Annotated in this window: 13 protein-coding genes and 1 pseudogene; 7 read left to right on the top strand and 7 right to left on the bottom strand. The window is 72.2% G+C overall.

The window, feature by feature from the left end:
* Positions 1-74: 74 nt before the first annotated feature.
* From MNZ27_RS24105 to MNZ27_RS20275, 4 genes are all read right to left on the bottom strand, one after another.
* Complete coding sequence (locus MNZ27_RS24105) at positions 75-866, bottom strand: peptidoglycan-binding protein (protein WP_242395906.1); 792 nt, start codon at positions 864-866, stop codon at positions 75-77.
* The gene (locus MNZ27_RS20285; protein WP_242395905.1) at positions 863-1189 is read right to left on the bottom strand and encodes a hypothetical protein; all 327 of its coding nucleotides are present in this window, start codon (positions 1187-1189) and stop codon (positions 863-865) included. Before MNZ27_RS20285 ends, MNZ27_RS24105 begins: the two co-directional genes overlap by 4 nt.
* A gap of 108 nt (positions 1190-1297) precedes the next feature.
* Positions 1298-2368, bottom strand: coding sequence for a hypothetical protein (locus tag MNZ27_RS20280; protein WP_242395904.1), 1071 nt, complete (start codon positions 2366-2368; stop codon positions 1298-1300).
* Positions 2328-4619 (bottom strand): M23 family metallopeptidase, encoded by a 2292-nt coding sequence (locus tag MNZ27_RS20275; protein WP_242395903.1) that lies wholly within the window; start codon positions 4617-4619, stop codon positions 2328-2330. The genes MNZ27_RS20280 and MNZ27_RS20275 overlap by 41 nt, the downstream gene beginning before the upstream one ends.
* 34 nt (positions 4620-4653) lie before the next feature.
* On the opposite strand from MNZ27_RS20275, the gene MNZ27_RS20270 reads away from it, so the two are divergent.
* Positions 4654-4812, top strand: a complete 159-nt coding sequence (locus MNZ27_RS20270; RefSeq protein ID WP_242395902.1) for a hypothetical protein — start codon at positions 4654-4656, stop codon at positions 4810-4812.
* Between the two features lie 53 nt (positions 4813-4865).
* Here the strand turns inward: MNZ27_RS20270 and MNZ27_RS20265 are convergent, their stop codons facing one another.
* Together MNZ27_RS20265 and MNZ27_RS20260 are read right to left on the bottom strand one after the other, a co-directional pair.
* Complete coding sequence (locus MNZ27_RS20265; RefSeq protein WP_242395901.1) at positions 4866-7307, bottom strand: type VI secretion system Vgr family protein; 2442 nt, start codon at positions 7305-7307, stop codon at positions 4866-4868.
* Position 7308: 1 nt separating this feature from the next.
* Positions 7309-9579 (bottom strand): type VI secretion system Vgr family protein, encoded by a 2271-nt coding sequence (locus MNZ27_RS20260; RefSeq protein WP_242395900.1) that lies wholly within the window; start codon positions 9577-9579, stop codon positions 7309-7311.
* Positions 9580-9718: 139 nt separating this feature from the next.
* Between MNZ27_RS20260 and MNZ27_RS20255 the strand changes: the two genes are divergently transcribed.
* The 6 genes from MNZ27_RS20255 to MNZ27_RS20225 are packed head-to-tail and all read left to right on the top strand — an operon-like array spanning position 9719 to position 16122.
* Complete coding sequence (locus MNZ27_RS20255; RefSeq protein WP_242395899.1) at positions 9719-10810, top strand: hypothetical protein; 1092 nt, start codon at positions 9719-9721, stop codon at positions 10808-10810.
* A 13-nt stretch (positions 10811-10823) separates the two neighbouring features.
* Positions 10824-13577, top strand: a complete 2754-nt coding sequence (locus tag MNZ27_RS20245) for an HET-C-related protein (RefSeq protein WP_277958161.1) — start codon at positions 10824-10826, stop codon at positions 13575-13577.
* Entirely contained in the window at positions 13574-14161 is a 588-nt protein-coding gene (locus MNZ27_RS20240; protein ID WP_242395898.1) for a DUF7738 domain-containing protein, read from the top strand. Before MNZ27_RS20245 ends, MNZ27_RS20240 begins: the two co-directional genes overlap by 4 nt.
* Positions 14158-14739 carry a DUF7738 domain-containing protein gene (locus tag MNZ27_RS20235; RefSeq protein WP_242395897.1) on the top strand — a complete coding sequence of 194 codons (582 nt, stop codon included), beginning with the start codon at positions 14158-14160 and terminating at the stop codon, positions 14737-14739. The genes MNZ27_RS20240 and MNZ27_RS20235 overlap by 4 nt, the downstream gene beginning before the upstream one ends.
* Positions 14736-15092: a hypothetical protein gene (locus tag MNZ27_RS20230; protein WP_242395896.1), complete on the top strand. Its 357-nt coding sequence runs from the start codon at positions 14736-14738 to the stop codon at positions 15090-15092. The genes MNZ27_RS20235 and MNZ27_RS20230 overlap by 4 nt, the downstream gene beginning before the upstream one ends.
* 28 nt (positions 15093-15120) lie before the next feature.
* Entirely contained in the window at positions 15121-16122 is a 1002-nt protein-coding gene (locus tag MNZ27_RS20225; RefSeq protein WP_242395895.1) for a DUF2169 family type VI secretion system accessory protein, read from the top strand.
* Between the two features lie 18 nt (positions 16123-16140).
* Here MNZ27_RS20225 and MNZ27_RS20220 read toward each other — a convergent pair.
* Positions 16141-16876 (bottom strand): annotated as a pseudogene (locus MNZ27_RS20220) (TIGR02270 family protein); the annotation flags it as partial.

Raw genomic sequence — 16876 nt, 5'->3', positions numbered from 1 at the left:
TACTTCGACTGCCTGCCCGGCATGCGCGAGGAGCGAGCGCGGCCGCTGATGCAGAAGTTCGACGAACTGGTTCGTCAGCAGGCCACGTTCCGTGAAGTGTTCGGCCTCATTTGAGGGGATGGCTCAGGGTGCATCGGGCTCGGCGAAGCGCCGAGCTTGTCCTCGTCGGTGAGCTTCTGGTCCCAACCTTCCTGGTGAAGCTGCCGGAGCTTGTCCTGCGTCGGCCGATGTTCCGGATCGCCGTTCCGCTCGAGCCCGAACGCCTTCTGGAACCGGCGCAGCGCGCCGCGCGTCCGCTTTCCGAGCTGGCCGTCGATCGCGCCGCAGTGGAACCCCAGGTTCGTGAGCCGTGCCTGGAGCAGCGCGACGTCGTTCACGAGGTGGCCGACCAGGAACGTGAGCTCACGCTTCGGCGCGAGCAGCGGCGGAGGATCGCCCTCCTCTCCCTCCTTCTTCTTCGGCGGCGGCAGCTCGACGTGCATCGTGAACTTCCCGACGCCCGGCCGCAGCGCGAGCTCGAGCTTCCCGCCCTTCTCGGTCTTCTTGGGCTCCTCCGGGGCGAACGACGGTGTGCAGGTGACGCCCTCCGTCGGCACGCCGTTCACGTGGATCCGCAGCCGGAGCGGCACCGGCGGGACGTTCAGCTTCGCCGCGATCTCCCCGCCGGTCTGGCCCTGCGCCCACTTCTCCTCGGGAAACGGCACGAACACGCTGTCACCCGGGTAGACGAGGTCGGGGTGCCCACGCTCGCGCACCGCGCGGTTCTTCTCGTGGTTCCAGAGCACGTCCAGCGGCACGCCTTCGCGGGCCGCGATCGCGCCGAGCGTGTCCCCCAGCTTCGCCGTGATCTCCCTCCCTCCGCTCACTGGCCCTCCCACACGGCGCCGTCGTGGCGCGGGAACGTGACCTTGCAGCTCCCCGCCTTCGGCCCGAAGACCCGCGCCCTGCCGCCCGCCCCGAGGCGCCCTTCCCGCACGGTGCCGTCCGAGAACTCCACCCGGAAGGCGGCGCCCGGCACGGGCTCGCCGGCGTCGTCGACGAGCGACACGTCCACGGGGAAGCAGTCGCCCGGCTCGAGCGGCGGCACCTCCGCCTGGCCGGAGCGCTCGCTCCCGGTGCCGAGCTTCTTCACCTTCCCGCCCTTGAGCGCGAGATCCTTCGCCTCCACCGAGACCGCGCTCCCGGACACCGTCACCGCGCCACCGGTCCCGGTCGGCGGTCGTAAACTGCTTCAGCCACGTGTTCGCCGTCGCGATCAAGCCAACAGGGTGGAAATTGAACGCGGGGGCATTGCTCCTCAACGTGCGGCCGCGGGACCGCACGCACCGGGCCGGAGCCGATCGCTGACGCGCTTCGGGACCTGCTTCTGCTTCCCGGCCGCGGTCATCAGCTCCGCGTACTTCAGGTAGTAGCCCGCCGCGAGCGACTTGTACCGTGTGGTCTCGGCGCTGCTGCCGGGGTACTTGCACAGCGCGTCGGCCATATTGAGATACGCGACCGCACGCCCTGGATCCCGCTCGATGACGTAGGCGAGCGCAGGGAGCGTCTCGGGATCCCACCCGTCCTCGCTGAGGAAGAACGCATAGTCGTTCAGGATCGCGGTGAACTCCGGGTGGCGGTTGTCCGGGTCCACCTGGCGGAAGTCGTACGTGTCGAAGAACGGATCCATGACGTAGCGCGCCTCGCGCGTCTTCTGCTCGCGAAAGAGCGCGACCGCCTTCGCGTGCAGCGGGCCGAGCTCGGGATACGCCTCCATGGGGTCGCGCGAGATCGCATAGGTGCCCCGCCGGAGCTGATCGAGGAACGGCATTACATCGTGCGACGAGGACTTCCACCTCCCCCGCACGAATTCCGCCAACCATTTCGCGGCCTGGGGCGGCAGCTTCGCGCTCGCGGTGACCAGCGGGTCGCCGTCGGGCGCCGATGTCGTGATCCTCCCGTGCGGATCGAAGTGCACAAGGAAGTTCTCCGTGCCGCCGCGGACGGAAACGAAGATCCCGAACTCGAAGGCGTAGTGCGCCTTGTGGCCGTACCAGACGACATCCGGGATACCGTCTCCGTCGATGTCCACCCGTTCCGGCTCCCCTTCCCTCATCGCGAACCATCGCTTCGCCTTCGGAGACTTCCACAGGCGCATTCCGTCCCGGATGACGTAGAGGAAGTCCGTGCCGATGGACGGGACTACGCGCGCGCCGCCCCCGAGGTCGACGGCCTCATCCAAGGCTGCCTCCTCGAACGCTTCGAAGCCGGGGGTGGCCTCCTGAGCCTCGGCTTGCAGGGCCGGGATCGCAGCGAGGAGCAGCGCCAGCGCGCCTCGCCTGGCGACCTCACGCTTGGCCAATAACTGTTGCATAGGAGCTCGGATCATAGGGTTCCTTGTTGAGGATGGGCGAGTTCAGCAGGTCATTGATGCGATCCTTGACGTTCTTCTTCAGGACGGGATCAGAGGTGAACGCATCGGCCATGTGCTCCAGGAACTCACGCTCCGTCTTCGGGGCGAAGCTCGTCGCCGACCCTCCGGCCGCCAGCGAGGCGGCCTTGAAGATCCCGCGGGCGCTCCCCTGCTGGATGGTCCGGTCGAGCGCGATGGCGATCCCCCTGTCGGATCGAACGTTCCAGTCTCGACAGACCTTCAGCGCATCGTCGAAGTAATTGCGGTACGCGATGGTGCGCTGGGCTCGTTTACACTCGTCGTGCTTCGCAGCCTCGTAGAACGCAGCCTTCCACGAGCCCGTCCACAGATCCTCCGCCGGCCCTCCCGGCGTGAAGGGGATGGGGCGGACCCTCGACCCTCGATAGTCGCCGCTGGAAGGCCTCCCGTCCTTCCCCCACTTCGTGAGCCCGGAATGCCCGTATGGCGTGTAGACGGGGTCCACGTGGGCACCGCTCGGCTCGGTGAGCGCCAGCAACTCCGCCCAGTTCGGGCCGAACACCCGCTCGAAGAGCGCTGGCGCGATCCGATGCATCTCCTTCAGGACGTCGCCCAGCGAGCCGCTGTCCTGCGTGAACTGGATGACGCCCCACGACAGGCCGATGTGCACGACGCGCGTGTACTTGGTTGGAATCACGTTCCTGTATTCCCGGTCGTCGTTGAATGCGGCGAACGGGTTCGCTTCGCCCGCCGACTCCGCCTCCTTCACGGCCGCGAAGATCCGGTCTCGGTCGGCGGCCGTGAACTGCTTCAGCCACGTGTTCGCCGTCGCGATGAAGCCTACAGGGTGGAAGTGGAGCACCTTGTCGGCCGGGGGAAGCCCCGCGTCGCCCGGGAGCTGGTGCCACCACTGGACGGACTCCACGTGCGACACCCAGTCTCGGTACAGGTCCTTCAGCCGCTCGCGGAGGCGCTCCCACCAGTGGTTGGTGACGACCAGGCTCCACTCGGTACCGTGAACAGCGGCGAGCTTCTCCATGCGCGGCTTCAGGGCCGGCGATCTCGCGCTCTCCACCATCTCCTCCGCACTGATGACGCCGTCCTTCACGCCTCCGGCGCCGGCGCCGTCGAGATCGCCGAGCAGCCTGCCCCGGCTGCACACGTGCTTGTCCTCGAAGGCGGCCGCGTCGCGGAGGACGGTCCAGCCCGTCCAGTCGGGCCCCTTCCCGTCCGTCCTCGACTGGGCGGTGCTCTCGGCGGAGAAGATCTCGAAGTGGAGGAGCCGCCCGCTCGTACCATAGGCACCCGGGTACCCCAGGACGTCACCCTGCCGGACCGGCACCTCCTCCGTCACCACCGTGTCGTAGCGGGCGGTGACCCGGTTCCCTACCTCGAGCCGGCTCGGCGAGAACTGCACGTAGCGGCCGTCGCGCAGGCGCACGAAGTCGCCCTCCTTCGCCAGCGGCGCGTTCGCAGGGACCGCGTCCACCTCGAGAACGCTTCCCGGCCTCAGCAGGTCGACGACGGAGGCACGCTGGACAGGACCGTCGAGGACGGGGATCCCCTCGGTGACGGGCACGGTTCCGCGCGCCACCGAGCACTCCTCGCCCGAGGCGACGCGGCGCACGAGCCGGAGCGCCTGCCGCGTCACCTTCACGTAGCCTTCGTGGCCGTTCCACCTCGCCCAGCGGTAGCCCTTCCACGCCGAGTTCCTGGCGGTCACCAGCGCGCCAACGCGGATCCTGGCGCGCTCCGGGACGACGGTGACCACCGAGGTGCCCGGCGCGGCGGCGCCGTCAAACATCGGGATCCCGGAGCCGTACCCTGCCGGCAGGCGCCTCACGGTGTACGTCTTCTGCGCGAAAACCGGCGGCGGCCGCTCCTTCTGATCGCCCGTGTATTCCTCGAGCGGCCGCAGGTGCATGTACAGAGAGAACCAGACGGTCTTCGCGCCGTCCGCCCACGCCTGCTCGTGCCGGACGAGCGCGAAGTTGTTGGAGTAGACGATCTCCTGGTTGCCGATCTTGTCGCGCTTCCACCTGGAGGTGAGGCGGTACGCGACAAGCGTTCCATCCGCGACCGCCACGATCGGCGTCACGTCGTCGGGCGCCTGGAGGTGGATCCCGCCGTGCCACATCCCGCTCGCCCCGACGGGAAAGAACCCGACGCCCTTGTTGGCGCGGAGCGCGTCGAGGTAGAGATCGTCGAGGCGGCGTGCGCAGGCGAGCGGCGAGACGACGAGTGGCATTGGACTACTCCGCGGGGACGCTCGGGAGGATGGGATGGCCGAGACAAAGGGCGGCGCGAACCAGGATCGCTCTCCGCCGCCGAAGGAGCGGAAGGTGGCCGGCACGACCAAGCTCGCGACCGAGCCGATCGCCGTGAAGCGCGGCGAGACTGTCCGGATCGTGATCCCGAGGAAGCCCATCTTCTCCGGGTGATCTGGCGGCTCGAGCATCGCGCTCACGCATCGCGAGTGGACTTGTCATGGCGCTCAGTGGCGGCCCCAGAACGTGTCATCCAGCTCCGGGATGGTGAAGCGCACGTCGCCCTCCACCGGCGAGAAGATGATGGCCCGCCCGCGCCGGTCGGTCAGGCCCTCCCGCGTCGAACCGTCGGGGAGCTCGGCGCGGTAGCGGACGTTGCGCAGCGGTAGGCCCTCGTCGTCGGTGATCACCACCGTGACGTACCCGAGTTCAGCCATGTCCGGCGGCGTCGCCGACGTGGTCTTGGTCTCGCTTGCCGCAGACTTCTTCACCATCCCGCCCTTGAGCGCGAGTTCCTTCCCCTCCACCGTGAGCGCGCTCGTCGAGAGCGTCAGCCTGCGCCCCTTCTCCATCGAGAGCAGGAGCTTGCCGCCGACCACCAGCTCGAGCTTGTCGGCTCGCAGCGTCCCCTGCGCGAAGGCGCCGGCGAAGAGCTCCGCCGTGCCGATCGCCACGTTCCCGGCGACGGTCTCGGTCGCGTCCCCCCGCACCAAGGCCTGCGCGTCCCCGCCCACGTCGAGGGCTGCGTCCCAGCCGATCCTCGCTTCCCGCTTCCCCGCCACCCGCTCCTCGCGCAGTGCGCCGACGACCTCGATCGAGGCGCCGCCGACCTGACTCGACTTCAGCCCCGCCACCGCCTCGTTCACCGCGCCGCCGACGTTGATCGCGTACCCCCCACCCACGTTGAGCGTCGCCGCCGCGCCGATCGTCACCACAGTGCCGATGGCGACGTTCACGTCCTGCGCGCCGCCCACGTTCACCGTCTGCGCCAGCGCCACGCGCTCCGCGTGGTTCCCGCCGGTGTGCGTCTCCCGCAGCGCCGCCACCGTGAGCGTGTGCGTCCCGCCCACGCGCGCGGTGTCGTCCGCGCTCACGTGGAGCGTCTGCCCGCCCGCCACCGTCTTGCTCCGGTCCTTGGCGACCGCGATCCCCTCGTTCGCCCCCACCTTCGCCGCGTGCGCGTCCTCCACCACCACCTGCTCGTCCCGCTGCGCCCGCAGGAACACGTCCTCCTGCCCCGCCGCGTCCTCGAACGTCACCTCGTTGTAGCCCTCGCCCCCGGGGCTCGTGCTCGTCCGCAGCGTCGCCCGCGTCTTCTCCTGCGGCAGCGCCGCCGGCGCCGGGTTCTCGCCGTTGAACACCGCCCCCGTCACCAGCGGCCGGTCCGGATCGCCCTCCAGGAACCGGACCACCACCTCCTGCCCGACCCGCGGCACCAAGCTCGCCCCCATCCCCGCGCCCGCCCACGCCTGCGCCGTCCGCACCCAGCAGCTCGAGCGGTCGTCGTTCGCGCCGTCGCGATCCCAGTGGAGCTGCACCTTCACGCGCCCGTACCGATCGGTGTGGACCTCCTCTCCCGCCGGCCCCACCACCCGCGCAGTCTGGATCCCCCGGACCCGCGGCGGCGGCGTCGCCCGCCGCGGCCGGTACGCACGCCCGGCCTCGATCCCCTCGAACGCGTTCTCGTACCGGGCGCGCCGCTCGCCCGCGGCGCCGGCCGAGAGCGCCTGCTCCGCACGGTGCGTCACCCGCACCACCAGCACCCGCCCGTGCCCCTCGAGCCCGATCACCACGCCCGGCACCACCCCGAGCCCGTTCCCCTTCCCGGCCCACGTCTCCGTCCCGTGCCGCAGCCCCTCCAGCCGCCGCCTCGCCCGCTCCGCCGCCCCGCCCTCCACCACCACCGGCGCCGGCTCGTACACCTCCGGCCCTTCCGCGGTCCCCTCGCGCGCGTCCAGCGCCAGCGCCGGCCGCTCGAAGTCGTAGTCCCGCAGCGCCACCGCACCGACCACCGCGCGGCACTCCCGCTCCACCCGCGTCACGTGCTCCGTCTCGTCCGCCGTGCCACCCCCGAGCAGCACCGGCAGCTCCACGCCCCCGTCGACGTACGCGCTCGGGGCGTCGCCCAGCACCAGCTCGTGCCGACCTGGCCCATGCTCGAACCGGTACCAGATCCCCTCCGCCTCCAGCAGGCGCGACACGAACGCGAGATCCGTCTCCCGGTACTGCGCCGTGAGCTCCCGTGCCGCATAGCTCCCCGCCAGCGCCCGCCGGTGCGCCACCCCGTGCTCGTCCAGGACCGCCGCCACGATCTCGGGGACGCTCTTCCCCTGGAAGATCCGGCTCCGCGCCGCCGCGCCGAGCCGCGCCAGCCTCGGCCGGATCGTCACCCGGTACGACGGCACCCCTGCCGCCACTCCCACCAGCTCGATCCTGTGGCACTCACCGTGTACCACCCGCTCCTCGCCGGTGTTCCGCCGGAGCGTCAGCTCACCCTCCGCCCCGACGAGCGCGTCCAGGTCGACCGGCTCGCCGGCCCGCGGCGCCAGGTCCACCACGAACGCGTACGGCTCCGACAGACCCTCCCGGCCCTCGACGCGCGTCACCGCCACGTCGCTTGCCGCGACCTGCCCCACCGAGAGCTCGACCTCGATCCGCCCCGCGCGCAAGCTAGTTCTCCTCGATCTTCTGCGCCTTGAGCAGCAGGTCTCCGCTCGCGGTGAGCTGCACCTTCCCGCCCTTCAGCACCACCTCGCCGCTCTTCTTCAGCTGGAGGACGGCATCGCCGACCTGGATGGTGAGCTGCTCCTCCGCGCTGAGCGTGATCTGCTTCGCCTGGAGCGCGTAGGCGCCGGTGACGGCCTGCTGGAGCTTGCCGCCGACGTCGATCACCAGGTCCTTGCCGACCTTCAGCGTGCGCGAGCCGCCCACGGTCTCCGAGAGATCTCCGCCGACGTGGAGCGAGCGCGCGCCCAGCACGTTCTCGGTCTTCTTCGCGCCGACCAGCTCCACCTTCGCGCCGCCGATCTCCTCCGCCTTGGCGCCGGCGACGAGCTCGTTCATGGCCGCGCCGACGGTCACCGCGTACGCGCCGCCGACGTTGAGGGCCTTCCCGAGCCCGACCGTCTCCGACGACGCCATCGCGACCGTGACCGCCTGCGCGCCGCCGACCGTGACCGACTGATCGCCGCCGACGCTCTCCACGTGCGTCGCGCCGACGGTGGTGATCCGGTCGCCGCCGACGGTGAGGGTCTGGCTGCCGCCGATGGTGCTCGTGTCGTCCTTCGCGACCTGGAGCGACTGGCTCCCGCCGACCGAGCGCGATCGGTCCTTGGCGACGGTGATGGTCTCGTCGCCGCCCACGCGCCGCGCGGCGTCGTTCTCCACCACCACGTTCAGGTCCTTCTGTGCGTGGAGGTAGACCTCCTCCTGCCCCTGCGCGTCCTCGAAGCGGAGCTCGTTCGCGCCCTGGCTCCCCGGGCTCGACGCGGACCGGAGCGTGCTCCGGGTCTTCTCCGCGGGCAGCTCGATCGGCGGCGGGTTCGCACCGTTGTAGACGGCGCCGGTGACGAGCGGCTGGTCGGGATCCCCCTCGAGGAACTCGACCACGACCTCCTGCCCGATGCGCGGCAGGTACAGGGCCCCCCAGCCCGGCCCCGCCCACGACTGCGCGACGCGGATCCAGCAGCTCGAGCGGTCGTCGCGCTTCCCCTCGCGGTCCCAGTGGAACTGGACCTTCACGCGCCCGAGGTGGTCGGTGTGGATCTCCTCTCCCGCCGGCCCGACGACGAGCGCCGTCTGCGCGCCGCCGACGACCGGGCGGCGCGTCCGCCGCTCGGGGCGGTACGGAACGTCCGCGGGGAAGCAGGTGAAGCGGCTCCGGTACGCCTCGCGCTCCGGCGCTGCGGGGAGACCGACGACGGCGAGCCGGCCGTGCTGGTGGCCGCGGTGCTCGGTCGAGACGACGACGAAGCTCCCGTTCAGCTCGGGCTGCGGGTGCTCGGCCAGCTCGAACTGGTACCCGGGCGCCATCGAGGTGGTCGGTGTCGCCCCGGAGTACTGCTTCGCGCGGACGCGCTCGGCCTCGAGCCGGAGGCGCGCGCGGGCGCTACCTACGCCGGCGTCGCGGTAGCCGGCGGGATAGTCGTAGATCTCGAGGTCGCCCTCGGCGCCGCCGGCGCTCGCGCGCACCGTCAGGTCGAGTGCAGGCCGGGTCTCGTCGAAGTCGCGGAGCGTCACTGTCCCGGGCCGCAGCTCCCGCGCCGCCGAGAACGCATCGGCGCACGGGATGCCGCCGGCGACCGCACTCTGCTCGCGGAAGACGAGCCTCCCGGCGCCGGGCAGCTCCGGGTGCGTCGACGGGGCGTCGCCGAGGACCATGACGTGGCCGTCGGCCCGGTGCTCGAAGAAGTAGAAGATGCCCTCCTCCTCGAGGAGGCGCGAGACGAAGTCGAGATCCGACTCGCGGTACTGGACGCAGTAGGTGCGCCGCGCGTAGGACCCGGACAGTGCGCGCCGGTGCTCGACCTTGCCCTCGTCGAGCACCTTCGTGACGATCTCGGGGACGGTCGCGTCCTGGAAGATGCGGCTGCGCGACGTCTTCGAGAGCCGCGCCAGCTGCGGCGCCACGGTGAGCCGGACGCGTCGCCCCTCCGGGCCGGGCCCCTCCTCCCAGGCGCGGGCGCGCACGACGATCCCGTGCAGCGCCCGCGCGGCGCCGTCCGCTGGGTAGGTGAGGAGCGCCGCCGGCTCGCCGACGAGCGCGTCCACGTCCACCGGGACGCCGGGGCGCGGGAGGGCCGTGACGCTCAGCTCGTACGGCGCCGAGAGCTGCTCCTCCGCCTCCCAGTCGAGCACGTCCAGCTCGCCCGACGCGTGCGGCCCGACCTCGAGCTCGAACTCGACGGACTTCGCTCCCAGCGCGGCTGCCGTGACGGACATGAACGTCACCCCCTCCGACGGCGTGTCGGCCCCATTGGACCACGGACGGCGCTCGACCGAACGTGATCACGATCACGCAGGGTGCGACATGGGACCATCTCTTTACGCATCGTCGCGCGGCTACTGTACAATGCTCTGCGTGAACCCGCCCAGCGGCGTGAGCCGGCCGGGGGCCCGCCCCGGGGGCCCGGACGTCGTCGTCGCGTCGACCGGCGCGGTCACGCCCGTCGGCGCGGATGCGGACCAGACCTTCACGTCCGTTCGCGCCGGGATCCGGCGCATGCTCGAGCAGCCGGACCTCTACGCGTGCCTGCCCGAGGACCCGCGCTTCGAGGACTCGGAGCCGCTCGTCGCGTCGGCCGTCTACCACCTCGATCCCGCCGCCCGCGCGGCGGGGCGCATGGCGGAGTGGCTCGGCACCCTCGCCGGAGAGGCGTTCCGCGATCTCGCGCGGCGTGGCCGCCTCGAGCCCCGCGACCTCGATCGTCTCGGGCTGTTCCTCGCGGCGCCCGCCCGGCCAGGCCTCGGCCCCGAGCAGCGCGACGAGCTCCTCCGCCACTTCCAGCACCACGCCGGGCTCGCTCCGCTCGCGGCGGCGCACGTGCAGCTCGGCGGGCACGCGACCGCGCTCGAGCTGCTCGAGCGCGCCTGCGAGCTCATGCGGAAGGGAACGATCGCGCGCGCCGCGGTGGGGGGCGTGGACTCCTACCTCCACCGACCCTGGCTCGAGCGGCTCGACCGCGAGTGGCGGCTGCTCTCGACGCGCAACCCGGATGGGCTCCAGCCGGGCGAGGCCGCGGGGTTCGTGCTCCTCGAGCACGCGGGTGCAGCCGAAGCGCGCGGGCTCGCGCCGCTCGCGGCGGTGCGCGCGCACGGGAGCTGCCGGGTCGCGCCCGGGCAGCCGCAGACCACGGGGGCCGAGCTCTCCCGCCTCCTCGAGCCGCTCCTGCCTGCGGAGCCGCCGCTCGTCTACTGCGATCTCAACGGCGAGTCTGCGCGGACGCGCGAGTGGGCCTTCGCGGTCTCGCGGCTCGGCCGCTGCCTGCCGGACGGCTACGCCGTCGAGCACCCCGCCTCCGCGCTCGGCGACACCGGCGCGGCGTCCGCGGCGATGAGCCTCGTCCTGGCCGCCCACGCGCTTCACGCGGGCGATGCCGGACGGCGCTCGGCGGTGATCTGGGCGGCCGCGGAGGACGGGGAGCGGCGCGCCGCGGTGCTGGAGCGCGTCTGATCGGGAGGGACCGATGGCGACGACGGTGGGCGTGAACGCGCGGACGGTGGTCCACAAGGACAGCGGCGGAACCGTGTCCTTCATGCCCGACGTCTGCCTGACGCCGCAGCCGAGCGGCCCGCCCGTCCCCATCCCCTACCCCAACACCGCGGTGGCGACCGACGCGGACCAGGGCGCGAAGTCGGTGCTGTGCGACGGGAACCCGATCCTCGTGCAGGGCTCGACCTTCAAGCAGAGCACCGGGGACGAGGCCGGGAGCAACGGCGGCGTCACGAGCGGCAAGACCAAGGGCGCCGCCGAGTTCCTCGGCTACTCGTTCGACGTGATGGTCGAGGGAAAGGGCGTCGCCCGCCAGAACGACCTCATGCTCGGCAACAAGGGGGGCGCGGTGAACACGCCGCCCGCCCCGCTCCAGCAGCCGCCGATGCCGGCCGCCCAGGCGGTGAGCGCGGACGCGCTGGAGGAGGAGGTCGTCGTCGACGAGAAGCTGAAGAGCACGCTCGCGTACGACGAGCTCCGCGCCTGCGCCCAGGAGCTGGGGGAGGTCCAGTTCCTGGAATGGCTGACCAGGCTCTTCGGCGCGGACATCCCGGAGGACGCGTACCGGTCGCTGCGGAGCGCGCTCCTCGACGGGAGCCTGCCGCAGCCCGAGATCGTGCTGCTCCGTGGCGCCCTCCGCGGCCACGTCGCCGGCTACGACCGGGAGAAGCGCGCGATCGTGCTGAAGGCGTCGCTCGTGCGCGACGCGCACGAGGACGCGGACGCGGACTGGGCGCTCCTCTTCGCGCTCCTCGAGGAGTTCGGCCACCACGTCGATCACCTGCTCCGGAACCAGTACTCGAGCGTCGGCGGCGACGCGCGGCTGGACGAGGGCGTTCGGCTCTCCTACGCTCTGGCGGACCTGGGCTGGGGAAACGCCGATCGTCGGACCTTCGCGACGCACGAGGCCGGCGACGGCACCGTGGAGCTGGAGGTCGCGTTCGAGGGGCTCCACCGGGCCACCGAGCGGTTCGCGAACGAGGAGGAGGAGAAGGAAGACGGGAGCTTCGGCAGCCTCGAGTTCTTCGGGGCGGGGCGCGGGTCGGGCACGCGGTCCGCGGCGGGTGGGCTCGCGTCGTATGGGCACGAGTCGATCGAGAACTCGCTGGACCAGGTCGGCTTCGCTCGGGCGCGAAAGCTCGTCTACTTCGGCAACTGGCTCCGCGACTATTCGCAGGTGGTCGTCCCGTCGATCACGCGGGCGCCGAACGATCCGGTCGAGAAGGGCTTCACGCGGGAGGCCCTCACCGCGGTCGTCGATGTGCTGGCCCGCTCCGAGTTCGGCGATCTCCCCGAGTTCAAGGTCACGCCCGAGCGGCTGGGCGTCTACCGGAACGAGGAGCACATCGACAACCCGATGGGCATCGAGGACGGGCGCGCCATCGACCCGGACTTCCGGGGCCGATGGTCGCCGGAGGAGGTCCGGGTCGAGCCGGCGACGCTCATGAAGCGGTACCTCCGCTCGGCGGCGCCCGCGGGCGCGCGGCTGCCGCGGGCTCACCGCGTCCAGGACGGCGAGTCCCTCCAGAGCCTCGCGCGCGCGGCCGGGATCTCCTGGCAGGAGCTGGCGCGCCACAACTTCGGGACCGCGGTGCCGGCCGAGGTGAACCGGGGCCTCCGCGATCGCGTCGGTTGCACGCGCCGGACCGCGGACGGCCAGAGCTACGTCTTCACGAGCCAGGACCGGCCGGGGATCATCCAGATCCCAGGCGCCGCCGGCACGCTCGGGGTGGAGGCGCCCTACACCGCGCTGAGCTACGTCGAGCGTCAGCTCCGGAAGGCGATCGCCGAGGGGCGGACACCGGACGGCTACCGACACCTCGGCCAGGCGCTCCACACGCTCGAGGACTTCTTCGGTCACTCCAACTTCGTCGAGGTCGCCCTCTGCCACCTCGGCCACGCCGTGGAGGCGTGGGTCCCGATGGAGCGCAGCGGTCGGGCGGTGGACGCACGCACCCTCCCCATCACCACCGGCAAGTTCGCGAACCTCGACACCGCCGCGAGCCTGCTCCTCGGGTGGGGCGAGCTGATGCAGAAGGACCAGGAGTGCGAGCCCGGCGAGCCGACCCGCGGCATGATCATCCTGCTCATCCTGCTGAAGGACCAGAAGTACGAGCGGACGCGCAAGGTGATCGGCGGGGTCTCCGGTTTCATGAACGGCCTCGAGAAGAAGGTCCCGGGCCTCGCGGTGGTGACCTGCGCCGTCGCGAACGTCGCGGCGGCGATCCATGGCGTCATCGGCGGCGCCGTCCGCGCGATGGCGAACCAGATCGACGACGCGCAGACCACCTTCGTCGAGGATCCCAGCAGCACCGACCCGACGCACGCGCAGCTCGCCAAGGACCACGACGACCACCCGCTCCACGTCCTCGGCGCCCGCGTCGCCGCCATGGCCTCGCGGGAGGTCGGACGCGCCATCCAGCGCGCCTGGAACGGGGAGCTCGACGCGGGCGCCGTGGTCCGGACCGCGGCCGATTACCTCGTGCATCCGGTCCACGTCGCGGCCGGCTCGCCGCTGGCCGCCGTGCTGCAGCTCATCGGGCGCTGGGCGGAGATGAACCCGAAGGAGATCGCGCGCCTCGGCTCGAGGTCCTGGATGATGGACTGGACGAAGGAGCGGAAGAAGGAGCTGGACGAGCTGCGCAAGGCGGCGGCGAAGCTCTACGGAAACGACCAGAAGGTCCAAGATCGCGTCGAGCAGCTCCGGCGCGGGGGCGCGAGGAAGTGACGACCTGGAGCGCCCGCTCGCTGGCAGCCGCGCTGCTCCTCTCGCTCGCGCTGACGGCGTGCACCGAGCCGTCCCGGCCCGTGCCGGCGCTCGACGAGCGCCACGTCATCACCGTGGACGGGACGACGGTCCGCTACAACGGGCGGCTGCTCGACTGGAACGCGGACGCGAAGCGCTGGGAGGAGGTGCTCGGACCGGCGAGCCGTGAGTGGAACGGCATCTCGATCTGGGACGACCTCGGGGTCCTCGTCTACCACAACGAAGGCAAGCCCAAGCCGGTCGCCCTCCGCGTCGCGCTCGGCCGGACGCCGCACTCCACCATCACCGACGAGGCGCCCGAGTTCTGGCCGCGGAAGACGTTCCGCGGGCGCCTACTCGTGGACGGCGCGCTCATCCACTCCGGATCGCAGATCCGGGAGATCCAGCGCGACAAGAAAGGGATTCCCTTCCGGCGGAGCTATCTCCCGACGATCTACGACTACTACGTCGATGACTTCGAGGTGCGGCTCGACTTCGGTCATGATCGGACGCTGACTTCCTTCTCGATCTCGCCACCACTGATCGCGAAGGCGGGGGCCCAATGAGACTTGACCCTCGGCTCCTCGCGCTCATCCTGGTCGCCGCGTGCACCGAGCCATTCCGCCCCGCCCCGGCGCTCGACGAGCGCCACGTCATCACCGTGGACGGAACGACGGTCCGCTACAACGGCCGGCTGCTCGACTGGAGCGCGGACGCGAAGCGCTGGGAGGAGGTGCTCGGGCCGGCGAGCCGCGACGTGCGGAACATCTCCGTCTGGGATGACCTGGGCGTCGTCATCTACCACAACGACGGCAAGGCTCGCCCGAGCGAGGTCCTGGTCCTCCTCGGCAGGACGCCCCATTCCCCGATCACCGACGCCGAGCCAGACTTCTGGCCGCGGAATACGTTCCGCGGACGGCTCGTGGTGGACGGCGCGCTCATCCATTCCGGCTCGAGCATTCGGGAGATCGACCGTGCGAAGAAGGGGACGCCGTTCCGGCGCGGCTACCTCGCCACGATCTACGACTACTACGTGGACGACTACCTCGTTGGTCTCGACTTCGGCCACGACGGGACGCTGACCTCGTTCTCCATCGGACCGTCCATCCTGGGGAAGCCGCCGACGGGGAAGCCAACGCCATGAGTCGCGGCGCGCTCCTCCTCGCGGTCGCGGTCGTCGCCGCGTGCACCGAGCCGGCCCGGCCCGTGCCGGCGCTCGACGAGCGCCACGTCATCACCGTGGACGGGACGACGGTCCGCTACAACGGCCGGCTGCTCGACTGGAGCGCGGGCGCGAAGCGCTGGGAGGAGGTGCTCGGGGCGGCGAGCCTACCTCCCCACCATCTACGAGTACTACGTCGACGACTACCTGGTCGGTCTCGACTTCGGCCACGGCGGCACGGTGACGTCGTTCTCCATCGGGCCGTCGATCGCGGGGAAGCCGCCGGCGGGGAGCCCACCCCACGTGCCATCCGCGCCCGCGGCCCGACGCCCTGACGCGCCGCCGCCGGCCCATCGACCTCCCATGCACGACCTCATCGCCCCGATCCCCTACGCCGCCACCCTCGCGCCCTGCCAGGACCGCGACGGCCGCGACGTCCTCCTCGCGCTGGTGAAGGCGACCTTCCGGTTCACCGCGCGCGGCGAGGTGGCCGCGGCGCCGCGCGACGCGCAGGTGCCGGTCCACGTCGCCGACGTCCCCTGGGGCGATCCCGCGACCACCAGCCTCCGCTACGCGTCGGACGTCGTGCCGGCGCGCTCCGGCACCGACGTCGCCGTGGTCGGGCACGCGTGGGGGCGCGGGCGCACCGAGGTCGAGGCCGGCTTCCGCGTCGGCAACCTCGAGAAGACGGTGGTGGTCTCGGGCCCGCGCGTGTGGGTCGGCGGCTTTCCGGTCGCGATCGCCGGGCCGGTGCCGTTCGAGAAGGTGCCGCTCCGGTACGAGCACGCGTTCGGCGGCGGCTACGAGGAGGACGGGCGGGGTCGGGTGGCCTGGCCGGAGAACCCCGTCGGCTGCGGCTTCGCCAAGGCGGTGGTGGACCGGGCGCCGCTCCCCGCCGTCGAGTACCGGAGCGGCCGCTTCCGGACGCTCCGGGATCGTCCCGCGCCGGCCGGGCTCGGCTTCATCCCCGCCGGCTGGAAGCAGCGCGCCGCGTTCGCCGGGACGTTCCACGCCGCGTGGGAGCGCGAGCGCCGGCCGTTGCCACCGCGCGACCTCGACGACCGCTTCTGGGACGCCGTCCCGCAGGACCAGGTCCTCCGGCCGCGCCTCGCCGGCGGGGAGCGGCTGGTCCTCCGCGCCCTCCACCCGGAGGCGGACCTGGTGAGCCTCGAGGTCCCGCGCCTCGGCTTCACCGCCGCAGCGGAGGTGCGCGGAGAGATCCACGAGCTCCCGCTCGTGGCGGACACGCTCCTCGTCGAGCCCGACGAGGGGAGGCTCGCGATCACCTTCCGCGCGACGTTCCCCGTCGGCGAGGAGCTCCTGCGCGTGGGGCGGGTGGTGGTGCGCGAGGGCGCGCCGCGCTGAGCGCCCCGGGTGCCGACGTCACGCGCGCAGGAGCCGCTCGAACGGCAGCGCGAAGTCCGCGCGCGCGACGAGCCGCAGCGCCGCCGCCCGCCGAAGCTGCTCGGCGGCAGGTGCGCCCGGGTCGATCCGGTACTGCCCGCGGCTCCGGACGGCGAGCTCCCGCGCGATGGGACCGCGGCGGCGGGTGGTCCCGTCGGCGAGCGCGCGGAGCAGCTCGTCCGCGGAGAACGGGCGGCCCCCGAGCATCCGCTGCCCGTCGGCGAAGCGCGGGCGGGCGGCGCGCCACCAACCCGCCACGGTGGTCGCGTCCGGAACGGGCAGGTCCGCCTCCGGACCGACCGGCGGCGCCTCTGCGGCGGCGTCGCCGTCCGGCTCGTCCCGCTCCGGCGCGCGGTAGATCCCCGCGACGGCGAGGCCGGTGATCGCGTGGAACGCCTCGCCGGCGACGCCCGCCGCGCGCGCGTCGCCGAGGTGCGCCACGCAGAGGTCGGCCGCCGCCGGCTGCCCCGTGAACCCCGCCGCGAAGAGGGCCGCCTGCCGCCGCTCGGGCGTCGCCGCGGCGGCGCCGATCCGGGCGAGGTCGTCCGGATCGCCGCTCGCCGCGAGGACGAGGAGGTCGAGCCCGGTCGCCTCCCCCGCGTCGGTCCGGTGCCGCGCCGCGCGCCACGCGCCACGCAGGCCGAGCGCGAGCCCCGCCTCCACCGCGGCGTCGTGCAGCTCCGCCGCGGGCGCCGCCCACCCGCGCTCGAGCTCC

Origin of the sequence: Anaeromyxobacter oryzisoli, from assembly GCF_022690765.1 — a bacterium.
GTDB lineage: Bacteria > Myxococcota > Myxococcia > Myxococcales > Anaeromyxobacteraceae > Anaeromyxobacter > Anaeromyxobacter oryzisoli.
Note: the sequence above shows the minus strand (reverse complement) of the source record. Positions and strands in the feature narration are given on the sequence as shown.